General features: G+C 58.6%; 25 protein-coding genes and 1 tRNA gene. 7 read left to right on the top strand and 19 right to left on the bottom strand.

Annotated features, from left to right (window positions below; all coding sequences use genetic code 11):
- Nucleotides 1–15 precede the first annotated feature (15 nt).
- Together KIP88_RS20775 and KIP88_RS20770 are read left to right on the top strand one after the other, a co-directional pair.
- Nucleotides 16–258, top strand: coding sequence for a FliM/FliN family flagellar motor switch protein (locus KIP88_RS20775; protein ID WP_066505938.1), 243 nt, complete (start codon nt 16–18; stop codon nt 256–258).
- Between the two features lie 97 nt (nt 259–355).
- A tRNA-Leu gene (locus KIP88_RS20770) sits at nt 356–440 on the top strand.
- A 23-nt stretch (nt 441–463) separates the two neighbouring features.
- On the opposite strand, the gene KIP88_RS20765 is transcribed toward KIP88_RS20770, so the two are convergent.
- On the bottom strand, nt 464–1,924 hold the full coding sequence (locus KIP88_RS20765; RefSeq protein ID WP_214489793.1) for a hypothetical protein: 1,461 nt from the start codon (nt 1,922–1,924) through the stop codon (nt 464–466).
- Between the two features lie 120 nt (nt 1,925–2,044).
- Nucleotides 2,045–2,266, bottom strand: coding sequence for a hypothetical protein (locus tag KIP88_RS20760; RefSeq protein ID WP_214489792.1), 222 nt, complete (start codon nt 2,264–2,266; stop codon nt 2,045–2,047).
- Nucleotides 2,267–2,913: 647 nt separating this feature from the next.
- On the opposite strand from KIP88_RS20760, the gene KIP88_RS20755 reads away from it, so the two are divergent.
- Nucleotides 2,914–4,059: a hypothetical protein gene (locus KIP88_RS20755; protein ID WP_214489791.1), complete on the top strand. Its 1,146-nt coding sequence runs from the start codon at nt 2,914–2,916 to the stop codon at nt 4,057–4,059.
- Nucleotides 4,060–4,792: 733 nt separating this feature from the next.
- Here the strand turns inward: KIP88_RS20755 and KIP88_RS20750 are convergent.
- The 10 genes from KIP88_RS20750 to KIP88_RS20705 form a co-directional block, all read right to left on the bottom strand.
- Entirely contained in the window at nt 4,793–5,020 is a 228-nt protein-coding gene (locus KIP88_RS20750; RefSeq protein ID WP_249790896.1) for a hypothetical protein, read from the bottom strand.
- A 26-nt stretch (nt 5,021–5,046) separates the two neighbouring features.
- Nucleotides 5,047–6,219, bottom strand: coding sequence for a carboxymuconolactone decarboxylase family protein (locus KIP88_RS20745; RefSeq protein ID WP_249790914.1), 1,173 nt, complete (start codon nt 6,217–6,219; stop codon nt 5,047–5,049).
- A 104-nt stretch (nt 6,220–6,323) separates the two neighbouring features.
- Complete coding sequence (locus tag KIP88_RS20740; RefSeq protein ID WP_214489789.1) at nt 6,324–6,494, bottom strand: hypothetical protein; 171 nt, start codon at nt 6,492–6,494, stop codon at nt 6,324–6,326.
- Nucleotides 6,464–6,961, bottom strand: coding sequence for a hypothetical protein (locus KIP88_RS20735; RefSeq protein WP_214489788.1), 498 nt, complete (start codon nt 6,959–6,961; stop codon nt 6,464–6,466). Before KIP88_RS20735 ends, KIP88_RS20740 begins: the two co-directional genes overlap by 31 nt.
- A 222-nt stretch (nt 6,962–7,183) precedes the next feature.
- Nucleotides 7,184–9,100, bottom strand: a complete 1,917-nt coding sequence (locus tag KIP88_RS20730) for a metallophosphoesterase (RefSeq protein ID WP_214489787.1) — start codon at nt 9,098–9,100, stop codon at nt 7,184–7,186.
- 210 nt (nt 9,101–9,310) lie between these two features.
- Nucleotides 9,311–10,240: an SIR2 family protein gene (locus KIP88_RS20725; RefSeq protein ID WP_214489786.1), complete on the bottom strand. Its 930-nt coding sequence runs from the start codon at nt 10,238–10,240 to the stop codon at nt 9,311–9,313.
- Nucleotides 10,237–11,445: a hypothetical protein gene (locus KIP88_RS20720; protein ID WP_214489785.1), complete on the bottom strand. Its 1,209-nt coding sequence runs from the start codon at nt 11,443–11,445 to the stop codon at nt 10,237–10,239. The genes KIP88_RS20725 and KIP88_RS20720 overlap by 4 nt, the downstream gene beginning before the upstream one ends.
- Nucleotides 11,442–12,062, bottom strand: coding sequence for a hypothetical protein (locus KIP88_RS20715; RefSeq protein WP_249790895.1), 621 nt, complete (start codon nt 12,060–12,062; stop codon nt 11,442–11,444). The genes KIP88_RS20720 and KIP88_RS20715 overlap by 4 nt, the downstream gene beginning before the upstream one ends.
- 520 nt (nt 12,063–12,582) lie before the next feature.
- Complete coding sequence (locus KIP88_RS20710) at nt 12,583–13,518, bottom strand: hypothetical protein (RefSeq protein WP_214489783.1); 936 nt, start codon at nt 13,516–13,518, stop codon at nt 12,583–12,585.
- A gap of 480 nt (nt 13,519–13,998) precedes the next feature.
- Nucleotides 13,999–15,312, bottom strand: coding sequence for a DUF2130 domain-containing protein (locus KIP88_RS20705; protein WP_214489782.1), 1,314 nt, complete (start codon nt 15,310–15,312; stop codon nt 13,999–14,001).
- Between the two features lie 57 nt (nt 15,313–15,369).
- On the opposite strand from KIP88_RS20705, the gene KIP88_RS20700 reads away from it, so the two are divergent.
- Genes KIP88_RS20700 through KIP88_RS20690 form a run of 3 tightly spaced genes read left to right on the top strand, consistent with a single transcriptional unit; the run spans nt 15,370 to nt 17,286 of the window.
- Nucleotides 15,370–15,570, top strand: a complete 201-nt coding sequence (locus KIP88_RS20700; RefSeq protein ID WP_214489781.1) for a hypothetical protein — start codon at nt 15,370–15,372, stop codon at nt 15,568–15,570.
- A 46-nt stretch (nt 15,571–15,616) separates the two neighbouring features.
- Nucleotides 15,617–16,792: a Fic family protein gene (locus KIP88_RS20695; protein WP_214489780.1), complete on the top strand. Its 1,176-nt coding sequence runs from the start codon at nt 15,617–15,619 to the stop codon at nt 16,790–16,792.
- A gap of 35 nt (nt 16,793–16,827) precedes the next feature.
- A complete protein-coding gene (locus KIP88_RS20690) occupies nt 16,828–17,286 on the top strand; it encodes a hypothetical protein (protein WP_214489779.1) in 459 nt (152 codons plus the stop codon).
- Nucleotides 17,287–17,596: 310 nt separating this feature from the next.
- Here the strand turns inward: KIP88_RS20690 and KIP88_RS20685 are convergent, their stop codons facing one another.
- On the bottom strand, nt 17,597–20,440 hold the full coding sequence (locus KIP88_RS20685; RefSeq protein WP_214489778.1) for a TrlF family AAA-like ATPase: 2,844 nt from the start codon (nt 20,438–20,440) through the stop codon (nt 17,597–17,599).
- Here KIP88_RS20685 and KIP88_RS20680 point away from each other — a divergent pair.
- Nucleotides 20,417–20,824 (top strand): hypothetical protein, encoded by a 408-nt coding sequence (locus KIP88_RS20680; protein ID WP_214489777.1) that lies wholly within the window; start codon nt 20,417–20,419, stop codon nt 20,822–20,824. The genes KIP88_RS20685 and KIP88_RS20680 overlap by 24 nt on opposite strands.
- A 10-nt stretch (nt 20,825–20,834) precedes the next feature.
- Here KIP88_RS20680 and dinB read toward each other — a convergent pair whose 3' ends face one another.
- The 6 genes from dinB to KIP88_RS20650 form a co-directional block, all read right to left on the bottom strand.
- Nucleotides 20,835–21,938: a DNA polymerase IV gene (dinB, locus tag KIP88_RS20675; protein WP_374226489.1), complete on the bottom strand. Its 1,104-nt coding sequence runs from the start codon at nt 21,936–21,938 to the stop codon at nt 20,835–20,837.
- Nucleotides 21,938–22,663: an SOS response-associated peptidase gene (locus KIP88_RS20670; RefSeq protein WP_214489775.1), complete on the bottom strand. Its 726-nt coding sequence runs from the start codon at nt 22,661–22,663 to the stop codon at nt 21,938–21,940. Before KIP88_RS20670 ends, dinB begins: the two co-directional genes overlap by 1 nt.
- Nucleotides 22,664–22,719: 56 nt before the next feature.
- On the bottom strand, nt 22,720–23,145 hold the full coding sequence (locus KIP88_RS20665) for a thermonuclease family protein (RefSeq protein WP_214489774.1): 426 nt from the start codon (nt 23,143–23,145) through the stop codon (nt 22,720–22,722).
- Between the two features lie 16 nt (nt 23,146–23,161).
- On the bottom strand, nt 23,162–25,225 hold the full coding sequence (locus KIP88_RS20660; protein ID WP_214489834.1) for an ATP-dependent helicase: 2,064 nt from the start codon (nt 25,223–25,225) through the stop codon (nt 23,162–23,164).
- A 61-nt stretch (nt 25,226–25,286) separates the two neighbouring features.
- The gene (locus KIP88_RS20655) at nt 25,287–25,736 is read right to left on the bottom strand and encodes a hypothetical protein (RefSeq protein ID WP_214489832.1); all 450 of its coding nucleotides are present in this window, start codon (nt 25,734–25,736) and stop codon (nt 25,287–25,289) included.
- Between the two features lie 37 nt (nt 25,737–25,773).
- Entirely contained in the window at nt 25,774–26,169 is a 396-nt protein-coding gene (locus tag KIP88_RS20650; protein ID WP_214489773.1) for a hypothetical protein, read from the bottom strand.
- Between the last annotated feature and the right edge of the window lie 84 nt (nt 26,170–26,253).

The raw sequence follows: 26,253 nt of genomic DNA, 5'->3' as shown, positions 1-26,253 counted from the left end.
CTTGGCGGTTTCGCAGTGGCCACCCTCGATAAAGTCAGCGTCGATCTCATGGTGGTGCTCGGCACCACGACCATGCCCATCCACCAGGTGATGCGGCTTTCCCGCGGCGCCATCATCGAACTGGACGCCACGGAGGCGGACGAGGTCAAGATCCTCGCCAACAACCTTCCGGTGGCTTCCGGCGTGGTGCTGGTCGATCGCAACCGTATCGCGGTCGAAGTCAAGCAAATGCTGCCGAAATCCCCTGATGTCAGGTAGTTATCGAAGCGCAAAACTTCCTTGTCCCCCCATCCCTGATTTGTTACATCGGCGCCGTTGATCCGGCGGACGCCAGTCCTTCCAGCCGGTATCCCAAGCGCTCGTGGCGGAATTGGTAGACGCGCTGCCTTGAGGTGGCAGTGAGTAAAATCGTGGGGGTTCGAGTCCCTCCGAGCGCACCATACCCACGCATAATCCATTGATTTCATTGGATCTTTTTTCCAAAGTTACTACGCAAAGTTACTACTTTGTTCGCGTCGGGCGTTCTCGCGCTGTTCCCATCGGGCAGCGGCATAAAGTCGTCGAGCGACTGGCTCTGATCGAACGCGATGATCTTGTCCATGCCACTGATGCCGAGCTTTTCTCGATTCGCCTGGGCGATGTAATGTGCTGGCATCTTTGGATCGGTCCAGCCGAACATCGCCATCATCTGGCTCTCGGTGCAGTCGGCGTAAGCAGCGACCTCAGCACGTGCCTTGCGCACACCGTGGCAGCTCTTCTTCGGCTCGTTGACGCCGGCGAGCACCGCGTACTTTTTGAACTTCATTGCCCATGCCTTCTTGTTCATGGGTAGCACCCGGCCTTTCAACCTCTTGCCGGCGAAGACTTCGGCGCCGATCATGCCGGCCGCGCGCGCTGCCCGCAGGCTTTCTGCAAACGACGGATGCACCGGCACCGTAACAGTGGTGTTGCCGCGGCTCTTCTCAGTTGCGATCTGCACCGCCATCTTGCGCACGATTTGCCGCAGGTGCGGCGGCCCGAACCGATGGGCATCGCCCAGTCGCAGGAAGGTGTAGTGCAGGATGTCGAACATCAGCCGTGCTTCTGTGCCAAGGGGCCACTTCGCGCGATAGAGCGCCATGTCGTTCTCGGTCCAGGGCAGAAAGCCACCGGTCTCACGGCTCGCCTTGGCCTTGCCGGATTTCAATCCGATCGTTGGGTCATCATCGCCATCGAGATGGCCGGCATCAATCATCCATCGGATCATGCCGCGCAGCCCGGATAACAAATTGCCAGCCTGCGACGGTGTTCGCGCTTTCATTTCCTGCTTGATGACCTTGCGCGTCATCACTGCAAAGGGCTTCTCCCCATTTTCGGGCAGCAGGCTCTCGATCAGTCCAGTGCGCTGTAGCCGGGTCGATTCCGCCAAGCCCTCATGACCGACGCTGAGATCGCCCAGCCAGTGGTCGCTCTGTTTGTAGAGGGTCCAATACCAGCGCAGCGTATGAGGCGTCGGCGGCTCACTGGGAAATTCGCCACGTGGTTCGTTGCGTTGCTTTTGTGCGTTAATGTGATCGGACGCGTCGCCGTAGAGCGCGATCTGCGAGGCGATGGCTGCATCGCACTCTTCGTCGAAGTCTTTTGTGCCGAGCTCGACCTTGATCCTGATCTTCGGTAGTCCGTTGCGGAGCTGAACATAATAGCGCGTCTGCCCACGCTGCGAACGATCGGCCTGCACATAGCGACGTTCGGGCTGCACCAGCGGATCGGGCGCACTACGGCGTTTACGCATGACTCCCCCCAGCGCCGTGACCGCCGCGTCATAGGCAGCGTCGAACGCTTTGGTCCCGTATTCCTCTCTGATGCCGATCCGGCGACCTTTGCGGCTCACTTTCACGTACCAGCGCAGCGCGCCCAGCGGGGAATAGTCGAAGTAGAGATACATTCGCGTATCCCCGGGTGCGCGGGGATCGCGTTTTTCTGGCTCAAGCATTGGCTTTCTCCGGGGACCAATGCTTGGAGTCTAACGGTGCGGTGACTCCGCATCAATTGCGTAAGGTGCGTTTCACCCGCTTTCGGTGCTTTTCAGGTATCGCTGCAACGCCTCTGATGGGGTCCATGTTTCGTCACAACCATTTATGGCTTTGATTGGCGCGGCGTCCGCCGTCAGCGCAATTCGAATAACACCCTCTGCATCGACCGTAATCGCGCTCGCGCCAGCTTCCTTAGCGGCGCGGATCGCGCGGGCAATATCTGCTTGTGTGACCTTGGCCGGACGCCGCGGCATTACGCTTCTCCATGGTCCATGAAATCAGCCGCTGCGAGCCTGAGCTTCCCCATACGCGCCGATGTTTCGGACTCATCGGCGCTGATAGTCACCATAGCTGGCTCTGCTTGAGCTGAATCACCGTATGCAAGACCACGAAGGGGGCGCCGAAAAGGGTGAGGACGTCTCCGTCGGGCATCCGGCTAGATTTGAGCGGAAATCGGAGGGGTAACTCGAAGAGGCGGGGATGCGCGGCTTGGTCCCTGGACCTGCTGACTACGAATCTGGGGGTCAGGAGTTCGAATCTCTTCGGGCGCGCCAATTTTCCGCCACTCCAGAACAAAACTGGGAACCGAGCAGTTTCTCACCGGAGGCAGGTGAGCACTCAAGAGACACCCGGGTTCCGCTCAGCGACCGGCGGCTTTGCGCCTCATCATCGCCGTTCAAGCGAGCGGCGCCGTGTCTCCAGAGCAGTCGTTCATGGCGGCCGATCGCCTCCACCACAAAATTCCGCCTGTTTCGTGTGGAACGGCGGTGGGATTTGGTGGCTTTTCTGCAGCTTGAGACAAACATCTCATAAAGCAATTGGCTGTGTCTAGGAAACTAGTCATAGCGTTGGAAGGCAGCCATCTTCTGGCGCAGTGTGGGAACGGATGGGTAGGCGTGACATGACAAAGTCGACCGGTGACGACAAAGCTGTAAGCAAATTCAAGCTGGCTAACCTCATACCCGGTGACATCCTGTTTTGCACCGATCCGGATGGACGCGAATCAAAAGCCATCCGGACAGCCACAGGCAGCCCGTTCAGTCACGCGGCGATTTATAAAGGGGAATTGAATTTCCTGGAAGCAGCCGATTACGGGGTGAGCAATTTCAATTACCTCCGGTTCGGCATAGCATCGAAGTCGAACGTAGCGGTCTATCGATTGAGAACCACGGACCAATCGGAATCCTTTGCTGCCAAGGCATCGATAACCGTTGAGAAATACCGTGAGCTCGATTACTGGACGCCGGGCGCGGTAATGTCGGCCTTCAAGAGGCTACGCAGATTGGGGGCGTGGACTGGATTATGGCTACCAGCGAGAGAGAAGGGCTTTTTTTGCTCATATCTGGTCGCACAATCCTATGACGACGCGGGACTCGCATTGTGTCCAGGCCTCAAGACACATGAAATTCATCCGGGCGACCTTCTTAAATCCCCCTATCTGGAAAATGTGTCCCACATGACAATCGTTGATCTTCCTGCTTGGGACACGCGCGTCGACGTCCTCGATGGCCATGGTCGCGAGTCGCCATTCCAACGCTACACAACCGCCCGAAAACATATTCTGACTGATATCCAGAAACTGATGGCGAACTCCGGGTTGGCGAAGCCGGCGACGCTGGACGACGTTCTGCAAATTATCATGTTGGACGAAGATGCTGAGCGGCAGATGTCCGTTGACGGTAAGGTCAGCGAGCAGCTCGAGAAGAGTGGCTTCGCGGCACTAACATTAGCGCACACGTCCAACATCGAGGGTGACGAACCCGGGACCATAAACGGGGTCGCCTATTCGGAATTGCCACTGGGCGTTCTTAAGGCAACGATAGCGAACCACGAATTCCTCAAGGAAAAGTGGGAAATACGCCTCGGTGACGTGGAAGGGGAACGCGCGGCGGGAAAGGAGCTGCGAGAAAAGATCCCGCTCGAAATCCTCGGAGTATGGGATCGGCATCTGGAAAACTTCGGGACAGCGCTCGAAAATGCGCTTTCTTTGATTGAGGGGACGATTAAGGATCTCAATGCAGAACTAAGTAAGCGCGAGAATAAATAGTGCAACTCATTCAATGTTTCCGGTGTCGAGTTTGACATATCCATATAGATGGGCCAGCTCAGCCAACGCGCACCGCAAAATTGCGATTCCTTCTGTCGCTTTTTTGCCGTTGCGGAGAGCCCAATCCTCGCAGGTGAATCCGCTGTTGGCGGTGGTGAGGAACCGCGCATAAACGGCGCGTATTGAACGACGCACGAACGGCAGGTTTCTGGCCTCCCATGCTCCGGACCTGCCATTGCGCTGACGGCCCCAAAACAGCGCAGACCGGACTGCGCCGCCTTTTTCGGACTTCCTGAAAGTTATCGTAGTTCTCCTCGCTCAGGCCGGCGCTGGCTCGCCAAGGCTGTCGAAGTACATCGCGGTGCAGTCTTCGAGAATCTTTTTGCCGCGTAAGCGTTAGACAAGAACTCTGATTTTTAGCGCCGTGCCGGTTTAAAGAATGAGGCCGAGCGACACCCATCGAACCCCACGATCGGACCGCGTTCTCAGCCTATAGCAAAAACAATGACATAAGAGTTCTCAGTTTCATCCTGTCGGGCGCGCCATTTATATCAAGCACTTATTGAAAAGCACCGTTTGAGGAAGCGATACTAAAACGGTTTTTCAAACGGCGTTTTGGGATGCCGGCGGATGTCTAATCCCGACTATGTGAATCGGTAGGGCCGGAGCGACAAAGCGGCCCGATGAGCGGCTTCTTGCTATTCGCAACCTGCCAGCGGGAATGAGAGTACCGTCAGTTCGAATCCTTCTCCCTCCGCCACTTCAGTCCCTGAGTCGGCACTTGGTTTACGCCACCGTTCGCCGCCAGCGTCTGAAGCAGCCGGGACTTCGATCCCATGATCCTGACTTCGCCGGTATCGACCTCGACGCGCTGGGTAAGCGCGCGCAGATGGTCGCGGAAGTCCCGCGACGCGATGAGCCTTGAGGAATCCTCATGAACGGATTGCGGGATTGGTGGCATCTGCTATGCGCCGGCAACCAAGCTCTTCATTCGGGGCGCTTGGCGAATTCCTCGCCGGCAATCCGCACCGCCTGTTGCACGACGGGATAGCCGCTGTAGGGAACGAGGTTGAGGAGGGTTTCGAGCACCTCCTTGCGGCTCGCGCCGGCATTGAGTGCCGCATTGATGTGGACACGCAGCGGGGCTTCCGTAGTCTTGGTCGCGACCGCAGCCAAGGCCGCGCAGGCCGTCAGCTCGCGGATTTTAGGATCGATGCCTGGTCGTGAGAAAACGTCGCCATACGAGTGCTCGACGATCATCCGACCGATATCCGGTGCAATGTCGTCGAAGCTGCGGATGACCGCTTCACCGGATGCTCCGGAAGTCTGTGCAAGTGTCGCGAGCCCGCGCTCCCGACGCAGCTCCCGGCTCTCGGACAGTTGTGCCGCCGCGGATGGCGCCGTGATCGCTGTAGCGCCGCGGTCTGCCGAGAAGGCCCGTTGGGCGAGACCGAAGGCGTTGAGTGCGGCGGGAAATCCGGCATAGACGCTAAGCTGAATCAGCGCCTCGGCAATCTCTGCGGGCGACAGGCCCTGCTTGAGGGCGGCTTTGAGATGGAAATCGAGAGCGTCGTCGCGGTTGCCGGTCGCCGCCAGCATCGAGATGATGGCGAGGTGCTTGGCCTTCGGTTCCAACCCCTCGCGCGCCAGGGACTCGCCGAAGGCGAATTCAATCGACCAGCGTGCGAGGTCCGGCGAGATCGCCTCAAGAGGCCGCAGATGGCCTTCGCCGTTGACCGCTAAGAGGATTTCTAGGCCGCGCCGGTATCGCTGCGTTCCGTCGTCGCTTGCCGGTGGCGGGGCCTCGAAGGTGATGCGTCGCTCCTGGAAGATCTCGCGCGCTAGGGCGATCGGGTCGATGACGGAGGGGAAGCCGAGGACCGCCACGGATACGAAGAGCAACTCCACCAAATCCTGCGGTCTCCCTCCGGCGTTGAGGAAGCCTGTCATATGAAACTTGAGCTGCGGTTGGACGCTGCCCAGCGCCATCAAACAAGAGACGGTGCAAATCTGCCGTAGCGGCAAATTCAGTCCCGGACGGGAGAGAATATCGCCATAAGGATATTCGACCGTAAAACGCGCCAAGTCCGGCGACGCCTCTGCAAGGCGTTTGATCGGCAAGTCAAAACCCTCGCCGCCGATCCGCTGGAGAACCTTCATGCCGCGTTCGAAACGCTCGCCGTTTGCTTCTTGAGCCATGGTCTGTTGGATACTCCCTTATCAAGCCGCTTCATGAAGAGGTTTCGGGCGTTTCATGACTTCGGCTATGCGACGCGATAGATATTGCCGCTGCCCCATGTCCCGACCAGAAGATCGCCGTTGGCGGCCCGGCCCAATGCGACGGCACTGCCCGATAGGCCATCGACGACGACGCTCGACTGGCCGTCGAAGCTGACGCGGCGCACTACGCTCCCGCCGTTGTCGATGACCAACACCGCATCATCTCCATCGGCGAGGATGCCGACGCCGGGGCGGTTGAAACTCTGACCGAGTTCCTGGACCTTGCCATCGGCAGGATGCGGGTGACACGACCACCATATTGCGAGGAGACAATGCTGCCGTCCGGCATTTCGACCACGCCGACAGGCAGCGAGAGCCCACGCGCCACCACGGTGCGGTTGCCCGTTTTTGTGTCGAAAGCAACGATCACTCCGGATGAGCGATTGGCGATCAGCAGCCGGCCGTCGCGTGCAAAGGCGATTCCGGTCGGGGTTGCGAGGCCATCCGCGACCGTCCTCCGCTTCCCGTCCGGCCCGACGCCCACGATGATGTCGCCAGAATAGGATGAGAAGTATACCACGCCGGCCGCGCTGGAGAATGCATTTTCTCCCCGACCTTTGTACCAGCTCCGGAAGTCCAATTCCCAATTTTGCGGAAGCCAAGGCAGATTCGGGCCGATCATTCCGAATCCATCTCCCTCAGCCAACTGATAAGGGTTTTGAGGCTATTGTCCCGCTTTTCGGGATGGCGGTTCGCGAGCCACGACCGTGCGGCTTACGGGCATCGCAGTTAGCAGGACGTTGAAGCCCTTGCCGTCTTTATGCATCCACGCAAGGCCAACTGTAGTGACCTCCTGCAAGATGGGCTGCGGCTTTCTGTCCCCCGAATCCCCACGTGAGCCGGTTTAAGCGGGACCGGATTTCCCAGACACTGTGAATGTTTCGATGAGGTGCGGAGCGAGTGGCTTCGAAGGCACCCATCGCGGCTCGTCCGGATTGCCAATCTTATATTTTTGATTGTCGTTCCAGTCGTCGCGCTGCGGCACATTCTCCAGGCCGATTGCGTGAACCTGGACCTCGTCGCCTTCAATCCGCAAGCGCAGGAAATTGTTGTATCGACCGATGCGCAGCGCGCTGAAGGCATCGTTGCGGTTCATGCGCAGCCAGCGGCACGTAAGAAGCATGTTGAGGCCGAAATAGGTACTTCCGAACAGGAAACCGACAGCCCCCATTTCGAGGAGGAGGAGGCTCACCCACGTCCAGACGCTGTACCATTCACCCGCAAGCGTGAAATGCTCGGCGTTGCAGGCTGTAAACCAGCGTGCGGCGAGGATCGCCGTGACGACGTGGGCGGTGACGTGTACAAGGCTTGTCCCGATGACGATCATGGCTTTCTGGAATTGAAGCCAGAGCTTCTCGATCGCCAAGGCGTCGAACTCGTCAGGTCTGATTCGGCAGATTCGCCACGTTCGAAAGATCTCCCCGAGCGAAACTTTCTCCTGATCGGTCGTATAAGCGATGATTCCGCTGCCGATGATCAGGGCGACTGCGATATACGCGTCTATCTCGTCCCGCAGGCCGATCAGAACGCCGACGGCGAAGTAGACCAGCCCCATTAGTATCGAGAAATCCCAGTTCTTGAAAGCAAACCAGATGTTCTGCCAAAGAAGGTCCTGGCTAACTCTGATAGAGGGATACACGGCGGGCTCGGTGGCGGTCGGCGTCTGTTTGGCCGTCGAGCCCTGCTCCGGCGGTACCTCAGGTTGCTTGATTGCTGTGGCTTGCTCGGTGTCCTGAACCTCCGTCGCTTTGTCGGCGAGGGTCAGCTTCACTTTTCGACTGTTCCAGCGAACGCTGACATCCTTTTCGAGTTGATGGGTCGGATGGAGGAATGCGCCACCGCCGCCTGAGGTCACGAATTGCGTGCCATCCACTGCTTGGTAGCGGCTGTAGTGGTGTGTATCGCCGGACAAAAGAAGCGGGATGGTCAACTGTTTGTCGGCTCTCTTGATGATGCTGAGGGCGTAATCGACGATTTCCCAGGAGTTGGTGTTGGTGTCGGTATAAAGCCAGCCGGGCTCCGCTGTGCAGAGAACGATACGCGAGCCGCGCAGCAGCTCGTTCGACCGCGCAATCATCTCGAAGTAGTCGGCCTGCGGCTGGTCCATGTCTTCGGCGAGTTGAATGTCCATCGCCCAAAGCCACCAGGTCTTTGTAAGCTGGATCGCAAAATAACTTCGCTTCTGATGGGTGCGCCAACCGCCGAAGTGAGTGGGGAGCGTCGGCGTGAAGTACGCGAGGAACTGCACCAGGCCATCATACCAGTCGTGGTTGCCCGGAATGGCAAACAACGGTACCCCGTTGGGGTCTTTCCGGTCGGGGTCTGGGAAGGCCCACCGATAAGGTTGAAACAGCTGGTTGCGATAGGTCTGCGCGTTAGCCAGCGGATAGACTTCGTCGCCGCCCATGATGAGCATCTGACCGCGTCGTAGTTTCTTCCCCTCGACTTCACATTCCTTGCGGGCAAGCAGACATGCGACCGCGAAGGTGCTGTCGAAACCATCGCCGAGGTCGGCCACGAAGTCGAACCACACGGGCCCGGTCCCTTCGGGACTAAATTCATCGACGAAGGCCGTCGCACGTTCCAAATGCTTTTCAGGCGGGACTGTATCGAGCGCGGCGATCATGAGGCGACGGTCGGCGTACTGGCCAAACATTGCTGACGTGACCACGTTGTTCAACAGCTTGAGGAGTAAGATGGGATTGAACCAGCGGACCATCCGCGGATAGGTCCTGTAATCCTTCAAGTAGTCAGCGCCCATGGAAGCCCCCCGAGATTCTGCATCAGAATAGGGTGTTCGTGGCAAGATGCAACCGGGAGGGGAAATTGATCTACTCGGGACGGGGGTGAATGGCGCGATAGGCGCCGTGCCTGATGACGCATTTGGCGCGGTCATGTAGCACGGGTCAGTCGGCGGACTTGGTCCGAGTCAGTTCGCTGACTGATAAGGTTTCGAGCAAAACCTTGCCAGTTAGGCGAAAAACTTGGATAGTTCTGCATGGCCATATCGATCGCCGCCGAATACCTGTTTCAATGACCTCGTAGACATGCCGATGAATTGGATACGTGGCGTCCCGTCTATGCGCGGGTCCTTCTTGATCACGTCGAGCGCGTAAGGGTCCACGACAAAGATTTTGAGGCCAGCTTTTAGACCATCCGCAATGGCATCGTTGATATGGCTGTCACCAAATCCGTAACCGATGACCATTAACCGTGCGTCCGGCCGCAGGAGCATCTTTCGAAATTCGTCGTGGTACCATTGGAGAACCGGAAAGCGGCCGATACTCACGGCTTTCTGACCGCCCATGATCAGAATGCGCTTTCCCATGTTGGACTCGACCCAATTAACGGAGCCATGGAGTTTTACGTAAGGCTGGACGCCAGTGCCGAGCGTTGTGAAAGGGGGGTTCGGCTCCATGATCGCGAACTTGTCGTGAAGCGTTCCGCCTGGCCTGTAGCCCTGTAGATACCTCATGCCCGGAAGATTGAGGCGTGCCCAATTCATTGGAGGCCCGATCGGAGGATTGTAGTGAAGTTCGAGAAGGGCGTCCTGATTGAGCGTGAAGATGGCGTGAAACCGGACGAGGAAACTTGCCATTGAATGTTGGACGCTCGGAGGGTTCTCGAACTCAAACGGCGTTTGCATGAAGCTGTTGTTCATGCCGTTGAAGATCCCTGCTACGGAAGTGATGAGAGCGTCATGCCGCTTCTGGTCGTCGGGATCGGTCGAAAGCTCAAGGTCGGCGAGCACGGTTTCGAATGCTCCACGTGAATCGAACAAGAGACGACGAGTGTGTTCGTCGATATCCTTGTCGGCCAGGACCGTGTTAAACACTTCGGCGGCGAGGGGGCCGCCCCAGTTGTAGGAAAATCCAGCCCCTGTCAGTAGAAGGAAGGTCATGGCTTAACCGGCTTTGGCATGTTGAATAGCAAGAGGGTCACGATGATGTCGCGCTGTTTGTCGTCCGGGTGGGTGAACACATAACGAAAACGGGTTTCGCCTTCCTTGGTCGGCCCCGATTTGTAGTGCTTATGGTCCTTCATCGCGCGCTGAGCCTCTGAGATAACGGTCGTGAAGTCCTGAATGCGGCTGAACACGATAAGAGCCGTCTTGGTGTCGCGCCACGTCGTGTAGCTCAAGAGTTGATCTGTCGTCTTTTTGAGGCCTTCGTAACCACTCCAAAACTTGCATTCAGCAACGAATACATTCGCCTTCTCGTGGCGGATGAGGATGTCAGTCTTGCCTTTGTGGTTGAATGTCTCGCCGGTGGCCTTCCCTTGGTACTGGCCGTTCAATTGCACAAGATAATGCACCCGGATGTGTTCTTCCTCGGCCTTCTCAAAAACCGAGGGGCTTCGCTCCATGACCAACGACATGCTCTCGCAAATCCGGAGGATATCCGTGTAGTCCGACTCGTCGAGCGTGAATTCCGGGTTGGCGTTTCGCGAAGGGGTGGCGTTCGGCGCAAGTGGTTTTGGAGTGGCGGGCAGCCGATATGTCTGCGGGGCATCGTCGCGTTTTTTGAGTGGATACTTCAGCCCCGCCGCTGTCTTTGCCTCGACTTCGGCCTTCGTTCGCTTTTCCTCCAACCTAGGTCTTAGGCGTCCGGGTAGATCCTGCTTGTATCGCTCGGCGTCCTTTCGAAAACGATCCAGCCGTTTGCCGATAACCCCAACATGTTTATCGACGATATCTTCCAGCATTTGAGGGGTGTACCAAGCCCCTCCAATTGAGATGCGGAGTTCGTCAGCCAGCACCTCGGCGCGTGGGAAGAGTTCGATCCATCCTTCGGCCTCGTAAAAGAAAAAATTCCTATTGCCAGCAAAGGGCAGGTGGAATTGATTGATGAGTCCTTGAACCTTCGGGACATTGCCGTAATTGGGGTTCGGGACGGCATACTGTGGGACCTCGCCAGGCACGGTCGAGTGAGACACTTGGGCTGGGTAGATCACCGGGATGTCGGGGGTGGCGAACTTTACGATGAGCTCTTCAATCCACTCGTCGATTGATTTCGAGAGTATCGCGTCATTGGTCATGCGCCCAAGGTGGTCAAACACCTGCCTATCGATCGCATCAAGGTAATCCCTCATCGAGGGCTGGTTCATTTTCGTTCTCCAGCAACGACCCGGTACGTTGGCGCCCCAAGTTTGGCAAACATCCTGATGCTGACCACCGCGTATTCGACACCGTCCGCACTTTGCCAACTGACATCGAGTTCGTGGAGGTTGGCGGTTGGGTCGTCGGTACGGGCGTTTCCGTAACTGCCGATGAGATAAAAATTGGGGGGCGGGGCAGGGTCAGCCAAGATCATGTCGGACAGGATAGGCTTAAACGTATGCCCTAAAACGCTCACCGCGTAGCAATGGCCAATTTTGGCCAGAAATTGCATGAATTTATGCGTGTCGAGCGCTGGGGTGGCCATACCCTGAAGGCCCTGCGGCATTCGTGGCCCGTGTTCAAGAAACGGCTTCACCCAGGCGCCGTTGAACGAGGGAATGTTCGCTGGCCGGCCAATGAGAATTCCGGGCGCGTCCATCATGATGAAGAACAGCATCAACGGCACTCTCTTGATAGGTAGGGAGACTTTGACCTCCTTTCCGTTGACGGTCGCATCGAGCGTGAGCGTGTCCTCGCCGCGCTTGCGCTTTTTTCTCCGAATGCCGAGATGCACGCGGGGCGCATAGAGCACAGTCTTCATGATGGACTGCTCGAACAGGTTCACTTTGCGCTCGCAACCCTCACATGCCGCCTGCTCTAAGATGAGGTTGCCTCCAAGACTTTCGGGAATGACATGCTCATCACCCAGCCTGCGGTCATCCTTCTTGCGATAACGCGTGCTTTCGCAGTAGACACATCGGCCGATCCGAATGCGAACTGCTGGGTCGCGGTCGTTGCTGCTGAAACTGGCAATCAAAAAGGCGACTCGGTTGAAAGTGTTGCTAAATACCACCCTTTACATGTGACAGGTAGGGCGTGGTTCGGGCCGGTTTCCTTCAGTAGGGGAAGCTTGATGAAGCGAAAGGGTCGCAGGGCGAAAGATACCAAAGCGATCGGCGAATTTGTGATCGCGTTCTCGCAACTCGAATTTGCGATGCGGACAGCTTTTGAGCTGATGATGGGCCTCACGACGGAGCAGGCTGAAATCGTGTTGGCAAGCTACGACTTCGCATCCCTTGAAAGCGCGGAACGTTTGCCTCGACCATTCGGTGGCCCTCCCTCGCGCTGTTCCCTTCGATGCGATGCTACTTTGCAATCACCTGGTAGCCGTCTCTAACTTGCTTTGATTCGAAAAGCGTCCCGCGAAATCGAAAGTCGTCGGGAAGCGGCACTTTTGCATGCGGGTTAGGCGCGAGCTGAAAGTCGCTGTCCATTTCTCCGAGATGATTTGCAGCATCCACGCGCGAGCACAGCAGCCCGCTCAACGCGGCATACTCTTGCTGCTGAAACACACCAGTGTCGACCTTTGTAAGTTCGTCGCCCACCTTCGCGTCTTTCTTAGGTTCCTTTCTAATGTGGCTTCGAAATTGGTAGCCGACCCGCGTGATCGCACCTTCTTTTATATCCACCACGGCATACGGCGCACCGACAGTATAGGCGGCCTGAAGGATGCGCGGAGGCGAGCCATCGAGGCGATCGAAATCGATCTCGCGAGGATTGATGGCAATAACAAATGCATCCTTATCGCTGACCGTTCCTTTCTTGAGCCAGTTTGCATACTGTTCATTGAACTTGGTCGAAATGCTATTCAAATAGCGCAGCACAATCTTCTCGTCAGGCGCATTCTGGACGACTGGATCTTCGCCCAGTTCGACTGACTTCATCTTTGGGACTTGATCCGGCGAGCCGTCTTTGCCTCGATCTGGCGACGTTGCCTCAAGCCAGATGCGTTGCCCTTTATACACAATACCAACATCGGGACCGGGCTTCGGGCACGTGACATCATATCCGGCAAGAATGAGGGAGACAGTTAGATACATCTCCCAATACCGTTGATCAAAACATTTACGAAGTTCGTCCTGAAACTCCCGATCTGCGTGATGCTGGAAAAAAACCCACAGATACTCGCAATGATTACGAGCCTTGACCAATGGCCCTTCTTTCGCATCGCGAATGTTGCAGTACGCAGGATCGGGCGCATCGCCGTCGAGGAATAACGGTTTTAAAACACGGTTCGTCATCCTGGCACATCGCTCCGGCCGGAAACGTAAACGGCTATACTCTGAATATATAGCACAACTCAACTTTAGGAGCGCGTCCGTTGAGCGGGCCGGGCTCTATTCGCTGACGCTCACCGAGCCAGCCGATTGCCGCGAAGGCGCGGAACGTCTGTCTCGGCCCTTCGGGTGACGATCCCTCGCGCAAGCGAATATTGGGCCCCTCGCGGGAGGCACTCGCGTTTCTAGGGCCGCGCGCGCTAGGTTAGGTGGGGGAAACTCCAGCCGCAGTCCTTGCCGGATTGCCTTGGGATGGAGCGCTTCGATGGACGCCTGGCGCCCGCTTGACAGATCGTGGAGCCACGCATGGGCTCGTATAATCGACTTCAAATTCAGCCAAAAGGACCGAAGGCTTGGCGATGATCGTGGCCATCCTCTTGCTTGAGCACTAAATACAAGCCATCTCTGCGGGAGGAGACCCAATTCAGCGGTAGCATCAGCCAATCAACTTGCTTTCCGTTCCGGCTCCACCGGAGCTTCAAGTAGCGGCATCTCGAGGCTGGCAATCTCCGGCATAGCCTTGCCGGCGATTGCCTGGAGATCCCCCACCATGCCAACGGTTGATTCAATGACCGCGACAATCTGGGTTTCACGCTTGGCCCACTGCCGGCCAATGAACTTGCGCTCCTTGTCCAGATCCTCGCGCATGTCGTTGAATTTCTCGACGACGGCTTCAATCCGCTGGCGGAATTTATTGCCAGTTAAGTATTGGTAGACCTGCTCCATCTTGGTTTGCTGACCCTGCTGAACTAGGCGCGAGCTCGATAGCTCAATCAGGGACTGACGGAGCGCAACAGCAACGGGTAGGGCGCAACGTGGATGAGCTACCCACACGCCGTCCATCAAGTCGAAATGCTCAACGTGCTTGGGAAGTGCATGCGAAATGATAAGGGCGATGTCCGCGCCGCAGCGCCGCTGGTCTTCGCGCAGCTTGGCCAGCCAGCCATCGCTCCAGGCCTTTGTACGCTTGGTCTCCCAGAGGACAATACCGGCGGGTTGGCCGACAGCGCCGTTTACCTGCTGAATGACGTCGGCGCCGAGCTCGCCCTTGGCGACCGGCTCAATAAAATCAGTCGGAAAGCGCCCCCGCAGCAACTCCTCGAGCTCGAGCTCGAGGACCTCGCCCTGGGACTGCTGGGACCCTTGCTCAGCCTTACGTTTCAGCTCCTCGATCGTGCGGGTCATCGATTCAATAGTCTGATCCTTCTCAGCGACGCGTAAGCGCGCCGCATCGTCAGCTTCGTGCCTCGCCTTGAGGTGAATGTCGGCTACCGATGCTTGGACGCGTCTTTCAACTGTCAGGTCAAGCTCGCGCTTCTCATCTTCCAGTTTGCGCTGCTGGCGTATCACCCCGGCCTGCTGCTGCTGGGCTTCGGCCAACTTGGTGTTATTGGTGGCGAGCGACGCTTGGAGTTCTGCGACCTGCGCTTCCTTGTCGGAGAGCGCTGCTGCTGATGCTGCTTGTGCTTTCTTCGCCTCAGCTGCGACCAGCTGGGCTCGTTCGGCCGCCAAGCGCTTGGTAACCTGATCCTCGACCTGCTCGCGGTCCTTAGCGAGTTGTTCGCGCTCCTGGCGCAAAGTTTCGGCCTTCCGAGCTATCTCAGCGTCCTTGCTCGCCAGCTGCTCCTGAAAACGCTGACGCGTTTCAGCGAGCAAGGGAGCCGCCAAAGACTCGGTCAGCCGGATCTCGTGATTGCAGTTGGGGCAGTGGAGGGTGGGCTCATGCGCAGTGCCCGCGCCGCTCGCTTTGAAACTCATGAACTCCCCCTGTCATCCGTACGGTCGGATTCAACATCATCTCGCGTCGAAAGCGACGTGGTCGACCGTGATGTCCACATCCTGGTCGCGGCGTGCGGCGTAAACGGCAGCTTTTCCCCCGAAATCAGCGACATCGACATGTCGAAGCTGATCGCCTCGCCATTTCTATATGAGAACAAAACGGGATCAAGGGCGAAGTTTGGTGCCCGTCAAAGCGGCAAAGAAAGCGGCAAAACGTGTTGGCTAAAAATGGCCTAATAGGCTAATTTAATTGGAGAATTAACCGGCAAAGAAAGCGGCAAAAATGTCCGTCGCACGCATGGAGCCCTTGGTACCCTCTGAAAACAAGGAGCTAACGGACCTTGCAACCGACCTGGTTGCAAAGGCCAGTGGGCTCGCTGCGCGGCTGAGCCCTGCCTTGCGAACCTCCGTCGGCGACCTAGTGCGCTCGATGAACTGCTACTACTCCAACCTCATCGAAAACCACAATACCACGCTCATAGACATCGACCGCGCTCTCAAGGAAGATTTTTCCAAAGAGCCGGAGAAGCGCAACCTTCAGCTCGAGGCGAAGGCGCACATCGAAGTCCAAGAGATGATTGACCGGGGGCAGGGGCCCGGGAGCGCATTTACCACAGAGTTCATTTTGTGGCTGCACCGAGAGTTTTATAGCCGCATCCCTGAAGAGATGTGGTGGGTTGAAAACCCGCAAACCAACGAGCGCATCAAAATGACGCCCGGCGAGCTGCGTGCGCGCCACGTCCAGGTCGGCCTACACATACCCCCCGACGCAGCGGAGCTCTCGGACTTCCTCAAGCGCTTCTGCGAAGCCTATACGGCAAAGCACCTCTCGAAAATCGACCACATCATTAGCGTCGCGGCCTCACATCATCGACTGGCCTGGATTCACCCGTTTCTCGATGGCAACGGCCGCGTCGCCCGGCTCTTTTCGCATGCCGTGCTGCGCGAGCTCGGTGTTGGATCTGAACTGTGGTCGGTCTCACGCGGACTCGCGCGCTCCGTAGCTCAGTATAAGGCTGCTCTGCAGGCGGCAGACGAGCCACGGCGAGGGGATCTCGATGGCCGCGGTAACCTCACCGAGGCCGGCCTCGTCGCCTTCTGCCGGTTCTTCCTGACCACTTCCGTCGACCAGGTCGACTTCATGGGGCAGCTTTTGGAGCCGTCCGAGCTCATGAACCGAATGGAGATATGGACGAAAGAAGAAATTGGCGCAAAACGCCTCTCAAAGGGCTCGTGGCCGATTTTGCAGCTGGCCGTCATGCAGGGTGAATTTAAACGCGGGGACGCGGCCGACATCACCGGTTATGCCGAGCGCCAGGCGCGCACAGTCCTCAACCAACTGATAGACAAAGGCTACCTTGTGTCACCCACGACCCGAAGTCCTGTGCGCTTAGGCTTTCCGCCAGACGCCGTCGATCGCTGGTTTCCGAGGCTCTACCTGCCAAGAGATCCTGGCTGAGTGAAAATCATCGAAGTAGGCATGGGCTCCCACAGGTGACTCCGACAGACAACGACGCTGATTACGATGCGCTCCGCGTTCTTATCGAATGTATGGAGCAGACACCCCCGCTGTCAGCCGCTGAGGTGGCGGTACTCGCCAAAAAGCAAGACACAGTTTTCGCACGGATGCTCGAAACCGGTGAAACTTGGAATCAAGCGTCTTCGGGACCTGCTTTTTTGTCTCTCCATGAGGATGCATTTCGAGATCATATGAAGGCGATCGATAACAATCTCGGAGAGCAGACCGCCATTGTTGCGGGGGCATTCTCCACATACCTGGCAACAGGGGAGGTTCCGGCTCCCTATTATCCATGGCGCATTGCCGTGATTTTGCGTCGCGCGAAGATGCCGGAAGTGGAGAAGAGGTTTCTCGCGGCCTGGTGTCAGCATTTCCCAAGTGGTAACGGCGTGCGATATGCGCAGCTGTTGGACCGATATCGGAAAATGGCTTGATTGCGCTGGGAGCCTTGCCTCACCGGACAGAACGATGCCGGGCTCAAAGGGAGTTCGCATGGCGCGCGAGTGAGCTACAAGGCAGGCGTCGTCATTCCACGACGGGCCTCCCGCGGCGCCAAGCCGGTGAGCGTCACCTGGTGGCCGCGGAAAAATGTGTCCGATGAGCCGCGGATATTGAGCTGGATTCATGCGGGCTGCGACTGAGCGCAAGCATGAAGAGAATTGGCGCCCGGCGGCTGCGGCTCGCCGCCACGGACTCGATGCGCGTCATGTGTGCACGTGGCTAATTTTCCGCGCTTGTGTGGCGCTAATTGTCGAAGCGATATTTTCGACTGCGGAGGTCGAAGGCATCGCGCCCTCCTTCCATGATTGACGTGATGGTCTTACCCACAGCTGGCGTTTCAATGGCACCGTCGCAATCGACTTGTACACGCGGGGCATTGTTGTTCGGATTGGACGACGGCTCCGGCGATTTGAGCGCAATGATTTTGTCGGCGTCGCCGTTCACGACGATGTTCGCGTTGTGCGTTGTGAAAATCAACTGGCGGGTCGATTTCGACGTCCTAAGCAATTCAACGATGCGCATGATGACACGGTTGTCGAGGTCATCCTCCGGCTGGTCTATGATGAGCGTGCCAGCAGACTGCTTCAGCAACAGTTCGAGTAAGGCAGACGCTTGCTGCCCCGGCGAGGCCATTTTAAAATCTATCGGCCTGCCATCATCCAAGTAAGACATGTTGATCGCGTCGGACGGCACGGCCGCGACGACTCCCGCAATCAACGCATCCGTAAGGTTCTGATAGATCTTCTTCCGCTGGCGCTCCGTGAGTTGTCGTAGTCCCTTGAAAAGAAGGGCTTGCAGTGACGTCAAAATGCCATCGCTCGCATCCGGCGGCGAGCCAGCCATAATTTTTGCTTCGTAAAGATCCAGGAAAGACTGCCGCAGCTTGGACCAGCCCTCCTCATCGCCCTCCATGATCGCCTTCAGCCAATCCGTGCAGCCCTCGTCTACCGACTGAGTGTTTGAGCCCTCGAAGAGCTTTTGCAGTGCGGCTAGGTACTGCGCGGGCATACGGTCCCGGCGCATCCGCGCAAGTAGCAAGTTGCTCGATTTGCCCGCTACCTTGTCGGCCGCTGATTTCAAAATGCCCCTCCGCTGCTCTACCAGCGCATCCAAGCCCGCGAGTGCATCCCGGTAGTTCTTTTCGGCGTTCGCCTGCGTGACCTCAGCACTGCGGGCCCTGGCTTGTGCGGTTTCAGCTGTCTGCAGCTCGGCATTGAGCCGCGCAACTTCGTCAATCAAGTTGCTGTGTTTTCCCTGCTCTTCAACGGCGGCAGCGTATGTCAGCAGGAACGCTTCCCGCTTGATGGAAAAGCGGTCTTTGGCGTCCAGCTGCGCGACGGCGAGGGTCTCAAGTGCAGTCCGGGCTGTTGTGAGCGACGCCTTTATCTTCGTCTTCGCCTCCAAGAGCACCTGCTGCAAGCCAGCGACTTCCTCGAATCCGATCGCTCCTTCGTAGACTGTCACATCGACGGTCAGCGTCGCCGCCTCGAGCTCATTCAGTAGGACTCTTGCTTCGTCGGCCTGGGTGCTGACAGCCCCGATAAATTCGTTTGCCCTCCCGTACCTGGGGGCTTCTTCCATCGTTTGCAACGCCTGTGGCGAAAGACCCTCATCCTCCAGCCGTTTAGTCAACGCGGCGATGCGCTCCCTGAGATCCTCGACTTTCTCAGTGGTCTGTTTGAGGTCGACACGCGACTGCCACAGTGCGACCAGATTGATAAGAGCACTGCCGACGCTGCGTTGGGCGGTCGCGATAGCCCGCTTGATGCTCCGCTCCTGATCCACTTCTTCAGCGGCCGCGATGCCGGTAATCTGCTCGGACGCGGTCGCCGGGTCATTCATCGTGCTCGAAAGACCCTTCTGCCGGAATGCCCTCGAACGAAAACGTTCCCGCGCCGTGCTGGCTGTCACTTCGATCGTTCGACCCGCTGCGCTGACGGTGATGACCTCGCTATTTGCCAAAACCCTCTTCCAGGTCTCTCTCACCCCCTCGCGCTCCAACACGACTTCCACATATCCGTCGCCGGTCAAGGTTTCATCGATGAGCTTTGCTTCGCGATCAGACTCCGGATCAATATCGCTGTTGAAGTCTCGATCCGTTCGACCCAGACCGAAGCGCAAGTATTCAAGGAACGCACTTTTGCCTGAACCACGCCCGCCAATCAGCGCGTTGAAGCCATCATTAAACGACATCCTCACCGGCGCCGGCCCAGTAAGAATGCTCTTCACCCGCAGCTCGACCAGGTACTCCGCAGGGGACGTCGGCGCCTCGAACGCAATGCGAGCTTCGTCGGCCAACAGTGCCTGGCGGAAAGCCTCGATTGAGTGCTCCCCCATCTTGATCCAGCAATCATGTGTACCGAGCCGGCCCCAGTCCGCCCTTCGGTTGTCGCCGGTCGCCAGGATAGCGCGCCGGCGACGGCCCCAATCGCTGATCTTGCCACGGATCTTCTGTATCGTTGTCTGGTCCAGCGAACTGTACGGACGCTCGATGTACACACCATCGATCGGGAGGTTAGCGAACCGCGGATGATGCCCCGTTTCATTGAGGCTCTTGTGATCATCTTCCGTGCTGAAGTGCGGCAGGATCACGCTGATATCGCGCAAATGCTGCTCGCCCTGAACGGCCTTAACGAAATCGGCCACGGTTTCTCGCGCTGGCATGATCTTGCAAGTCTTCGCGTCTGCACCTGGCGCGATAAGAATGTTTCCGGCCGCCGCCAGCGCCAGTTTTTGCTTTTCAACAGTCGCAGCTGGATCAAAAACGACAATACACTGAGCATTATCAGAACATGTAATCTCGACGGCAGGGAACACCCGAACCTTCGAATTGAGTCGCGATGCTGCTTCCAACACATAGGTTGAGAGACAAACGTCATGGTGGTCTGAAATTGCCACGGCTTGCAGGTTGGCCGCCGTTGCCGCCGCGATGAACGCTTCTGCCCAATGCTGCCGAGCGAGCTCGGCTGCCGGATCTCCGCCCGGAAGATCAGGCGAACCGGCCCAACTCAGATCCCGCGGCGTATGGCATTGAAAATCGCACTTATGCCAGGTCGTGCCTGGATGAAGTCCTATCTCACTTGTCATTCCCGTCCCCATTCTGAACTATACTTCCTTAGGTTGTCGGGCGGCGCAATAGAGTACCGAGCGAATTCCGAGTGCTACACCGTCCAGGACGCCAGCGGCCTGACGGTGGCATGGTTGTATTGCCGCGACGAAACGCAGCGTTATAGCGGCGGTGCCGGCAACCTCACCTCGGAGGAGGCACGGCGGATCGGCAAGGGCATGAGCCGCATTCCCGAATTCATCATGCAGCTTCAGGACTTTACCCGCGGAGGAGGACCGCGACGGCGCGGGTCATCTCCGCCCGCGTTGGCGACGCTGGCGGCTTTGTTATCCCGTGCACTGCCAGATACTCAACGAAGCGCCATCACGACAGATCGAGTTCATGATCTACTTGAAAAGGAGTGACGTGACGCGATTACATCGGCAGCACCAGCTGCGGTTCCGCGTCGTCAGAATGCTGCAGCGCCGATAGCGAGAGGCCCAGAAGCCGGACCGGCTTGGGGACCGGTATCTCGTTCTGCAGCAAAGCGACCGATAGGCGCCCTAGGTCGCTGCGGCTCGACACCGCAAGAGAGACGGATCTGCTCCGCGTGATGATCTCGAAGTCGTTGAACTTCACCTTCAGAGTTACCGTGCGTCCCCGGTTGCCGACACCTTCGCAATATTTCCAGACCTTGTCGATGAGACGCTCGAGTTCGACGACCATGGCGTCGAAGTCGGTGAGGTCTGCGGCGAACGTGTTCTCGGCGCCGACCGACTTCCGGATTCGGTCCGCGCGGACTTCTCGGTTATCAACGCCTCTCGATATCCAATAGTAGTATCCGCCCGCCTTGCCGAAATTGGCCTGCATGAATTCGAGTGACTGGTTACGCATGTCGAGGCCGGTGTGGAGACCGAGGGAGTTCATCTTGGCGCTGGTCGCCGGCCCGATGCCGTGAAACTTGCTGACGGGGAGGGCTTCGACGAACGCCGGCCCCATCTCCGGCGCGATGACATACTGGCCGTTCGGCTTGCGGTAGTCGGAGGCAAGCTTGGCCAGAAACTTGTTGTAGGAGATGCCGGCGGATGCGTTGAGACCGGTAACTTCTTTGATTTTCGAACGGATCGCGAGCGCGACGTCCCGGGCTAACGGAACGCTCTGCAGATTTTCGGTCACGTCGAGGTAGGCCTCGTCCAGCGACAGCGGCTCGATGATCGGTGTGTGTTCTGCGAAAATCTCACGGATCTGCTGAGAGACCGCCTTGTAGACCTCGAAGCGCGGCTTCACGAAGATCAGATCGGGACACTGCCGCTTGGCGGTTACCGAGGGCATGGCCGACCGCACCCCGAACTTGCGGGCTTCATAGCTGGCTGCCGCCACGACGCCCCGCTCTTGGGATCCGCCGACTGCGACCGGCTTGCCGCGGAGATCAGGATTGTCCCGTTGCTCGACGGACGCGTAGAAGGCGTCCATGTCGACGTGGATGATCTTGCGCTGGCGGCCCGGGGGAGCTGCCTGGTCGACTTCGTCCTCGTCGATCACGTTGTGCGCTCGGCTGGGTCTTCCTTGACGCCGCGGGCGACGATTTTGAGCGACCCGTCTGAAAGCGGCCGTTGCAGCTTCAAGACCTCGTCCGGAGGGGCCGTCATCCAGGTTTCGACCTCGTCCGGAGTCGTCAAGATCACCGGCATTGCCTTGGGGTGGATGGTGCCGACCTCGGCGTTCGGCTCCGTCGTGAGGAACGCGTAGAGGTCGTTGTTAGTCTCGCCTTCCTTGACCTTCCGGACGGAGGTCCAGTTGGTCCAGATGCCGGCGAAGCAGGCGAGGGGGCGGGTCTCATCGAGCGCGAACCAGATATCGCCGCCTTCGGCCTTGTTGAACTCGCTAAAAGAGTTAAACGGCACCACGCAACGGTTCTCGACGCCGAGCCAGCGGGTCCAGTGTTTGCTCTTTACATTGCGGATGTTGGTCGTGCCGCCGTCCGGCTCCATTCTAAGCAATTCATTGAAGTCGACCGGCTTGCCCTTGGCTTGCAGCTTTTCGGCTCGTTTTTTGGTGGCGTCCATCAACGCCTTTGATGACGATGGCATGCCCCACCGCGCCGTGGCGAGTTCGCGGCCCTCGGGTCCGTTGCGCACGATCGGAGCCTTGTAATCGGGAAACACGCCCGGCATTGGCGCCAGGTTTCCGACGTATCGGTTCACAACGCGGAAGAGCGCAATGATGGCGGCCTGGTTGGTGGTGATCGAGTAGAGATTGCACACCGGGTGTCTCGTCTGCTTTGGCGGCCGTACGAACGGTCCATGAACGGCGTCGAATCCTATTTGCGCGAGCAGGTGGTGTCGCTGATCTTGTACCTGCCGCCGGAGAATCTGGGCCAGTCGCACGCGGTGCCGGACCTGGTCATCTGTTCTGCGATGTCGACCTTGTCGAGGAAGCACTGTGCCACGATGCGGTCGCGACTGGTAGGTCGGGACCGCCCGTCGCAGACGGTGCCTTCACCCACTTGCAGGCAATGGACAGTCTTGCCCTCGATCATGCTTGACAGCACGCCGGCGGCCTGTCCGTAACCAGCTTGCCCGCGTTCGGGTCCGTCGATTCCGCAGATCCTCACGCGTACCTTGGCGCCATCGGCTTCCATGGTGAAGGTGTCTCCGTCCGACACGGCTAGAACCTTTCCCAGGTAGTCCGCCGCTATCGCTGGCGAACAAACAAATGCGGCGACCATTACGGCAAGTAATCTCATTTAGATGTCTCCCCGGCTACCGCCACATTCCCCGCATGAGGGCGCCTATATCGACCTTGGGTCCTTGGGCGGCGGCTCGGGGCACGGTACCGGCCGGCGCAACCGGCCAGGCCGTCCGCTCGAACAGACTGAGCAGCTTTTCTGGAATGAAGCGTGTCCTTGATGCATAGAGGTGGCGATCACCCTGCGCGCGCTGGCCGTGGACGAAGAAGCGCTGCGGCACGACCAAATGGAGGCCGTCCTTTGCGCGCGTCATCGCGACGTAGAGCAGCCGGCGTTCCTCCTCGATCTCGGCCGAGGTGCCGGCGCCGAGGTCGGAAGGCATGCAGCCATCGACGACGTTGAGCAGATAGACCGACTTCCACTCCTGGCCTTTGGCGGAGTGAATCGTCGACAGGATCAGATAGTCCTCGTCGAGCAGCGCCATGCCGGCCTGGTCGCTGGTCGCGTCGGGCGGATCCAGGGTGAGTTCGGTCAGGAAGCGTTCGCGCGACGGATATCCCGAGGCAATCTGCTCGAGCTGGAGCAAGTCGGCGCGCCGGGTCTCGGCATCTTCATGGATGCGGTCGAGATGCGGTTCGTACCACAAGCGAGCCCGCTCCAGATCGACGGGCCATTCCGAATATCGGAGATTGCCCAAAGTCTCGACGAAGTCCCTCCAGTCGTCGCCGGCACGCGGAGGCGTTGGTATGCCCGTGAGCGCTGCGATGGGGTCGGCGGCCTCCGCCATGCGGTCGAGCACGCGTTGCGCTGTTGCGGAGCCGATGCCGGGCAGCAGATGCAGCAGACGGAAGCCGGCGACGCGGTCGCGCGGATTCTCGACGAACCGCAGCAATGCCAGCATGTCCTTGATGTGGGCGGCGTCGAGAAACTTCAGTCCGCCGAACTTCACGAACGGGATGTTCCGGCGCGTGAGTTCGATTTCAAGCGGGCCGCTGTGGCTGGATGTCCGGAACAGGACGGCCTGCTCTTTGAGGAGCGTGCCGGATTCGCGATTCTCCAGGATGCGTTCGACGATGAAGCGCGCCTGGTCGGCCTCGTCGCGGACGGTGACGAGTTGCGGCTTGGCTCCGGACGTGCGTTCAGTCCAGAGGTTCTTGGTAAAACGCTCCTTGGCGAGACCGATGACGCCGTTGGCGGCGGCGAGAACCGTTTGCGTCGATCGATAGTTGCGGTCGAGCGTAATGACGCTCGCAGGCGGCGAGAATTGGTCGGGAAAGTCGAGGATGTTGCGCACGGTCGCAGCGCGGAACGAGTAGATCGATTGGGCGTCGTCACCGACGACCGTCAGGCCTCGGCCGCCGGGCTTCAGCGCCAGGAGGATCGAGGATTGCAGGCGGTTTGTGTCCTGATACTCGTCGACAAGGACGTGATCGAAGCGGCCGCCGATGTCGTCGGCCAGGCCGGCGTCGCCGACCATCTGCGCCCAGTAGAGCAGGAGATCGTCGTAATCGAGCACGTTCTGCTTCTGCTTGGCTTCGACATAGGCCGCGAATAGTTCCTTAAGCTCCGCCGCCCATCCGGCGCACCATGGATACGAGGTGCCGATGACCTGCTCGATCGGCATCTCGGCATTGACGCAGCGGGAATAGATCGAGAGACACGTTCCTTTAGTAGGGAAGCGGCTTTCCGTCTTGGAGAATCCCTTTTCATGCCTGACCAGATTCATGAGGTCGGCTGAGTCTTCGCGGTCGTGTATCGTGAAGGCTGGGTCCAAGCCGATCTGTTCGGCGTACTCGCGCAGCAGCCGTGCGCCGATGCCGTGGTAGGTTCCGGCCCAGGTCAGCGCGTCGGTCATGACACCGGCGTTGTCGCCCAACACCTTGCGTGCGATGCGTTCGACCCGTTTGGTCATCTCGGACGCCGCGCGGCGAGAAAACGTCATCAGCAGGATCCGGCGGGGGTCGGCGCCCTGAACGATCAGATGGGCCACCCGGTGGGCGAGGGTGTTGGTCTTTCCGGAGCCTGCGCCGGCGATCACCAGCAGCGGCGGCGCCGCCAATCCCCCTGCTACCCCGTGCTCGACTGCACGTCGTTGTTCGGGATTGAGGGTTTCGAGGTAGGCGGTTGCCGTCTGCACCTTGGGCGTCCGTTCATGGTTGGAATCAACGACGGTCGATGATTCCTGCTTCGACCGCAACCTAGACCTCCCCTTGAGGGTGACGCGGCTGCCAACCAAGTTGGAGCAAGGTCGCGGACGGGCGCCGCCCGGCCTTGGCGCACTTGCGGCAGCGCAGACGGTTTGCAAGATCGTGCACGAAGGTGGTCGGCGGATGCTTGAGGGCTGCCAGATCGACATCGTTCGGGCTCTTGCACCGCGAACACTGGATTTCCAGCCAGGGAAAGCCGCCGTTGATCGCCTGGTCAATGGTTGGCGAGGGGTCGATCGGCTCGCCATCGCTCCACATCCGCTCGTTCCAGCTTTCACAGAGCAACCTGTCGGCCTGCTGGATCAGCGCAGCGCCCTTGGCTCGCATCTCTGCTGATTGCGCAGCCAGAATGCCGGTCATCGCGCGTGCTTTCCCCAATTCCTTCGTCAGAGCCTTTCGGTCTCCGCCTGACAGCGGCGTCGGGTGATGTTTTGGCGCCATCCGGACATCCAAGCCCAGACCAAACTCGGGGTGCAGGCTAGGGCATGTCAAATCCCGGCCAGCACCCGTCCTCTTCGTGTCTTCCGGTGCGCTGCTGACAGGTGTTGTCAAGCAGTCGCTGCGCGACGTCCTTCCAGACTGCGTTGCCGCCATACAATCGGACTGCATCGGCGGTTTGGATTTCGACGGTCCGTTCGCAGCGGCGGCAGGAGACGCGGAGTAGGTGGCGCTGAATCTCAGAAAGACGTCGCTGCCGCATCTGGGCTCCTGACGTATCGGCGCGCGGGCCTTCGAGGACCGATTCCCAGTATTCGGCCGGGAGGGGCGCATCGGGAGCCGCAGCGGAGGGGGCCCGACTGCGGATGGCTTCAGCGGCCAGCTTTTCCATCTGCTTCGGGGTAGGCATGCGCCAGCTCGCGGGTCGGTCTGTCATTCCGAATTAGAACATAAAGAGAACAAAAGTCGAGTCCGCTTACGTCCGCGCCGAGAAGAAATCATCCCGTTGGAAGGGGCGCGA

This window comes from Bradyrhizobium sp. SRL28, assembly GCF_018596315.1.
Classification (GTDB): Bacteria; Pseudomonadota; Alphaproteobacteria; order Rhizobiales; family Xanthobacteraceae; genus Bradyrhizobium.
The sequence above is the reverse complement of the archived record's forward strand: the minus strand, read 5'-3'. Positions and strand labels throughout refer to the sequence as shown.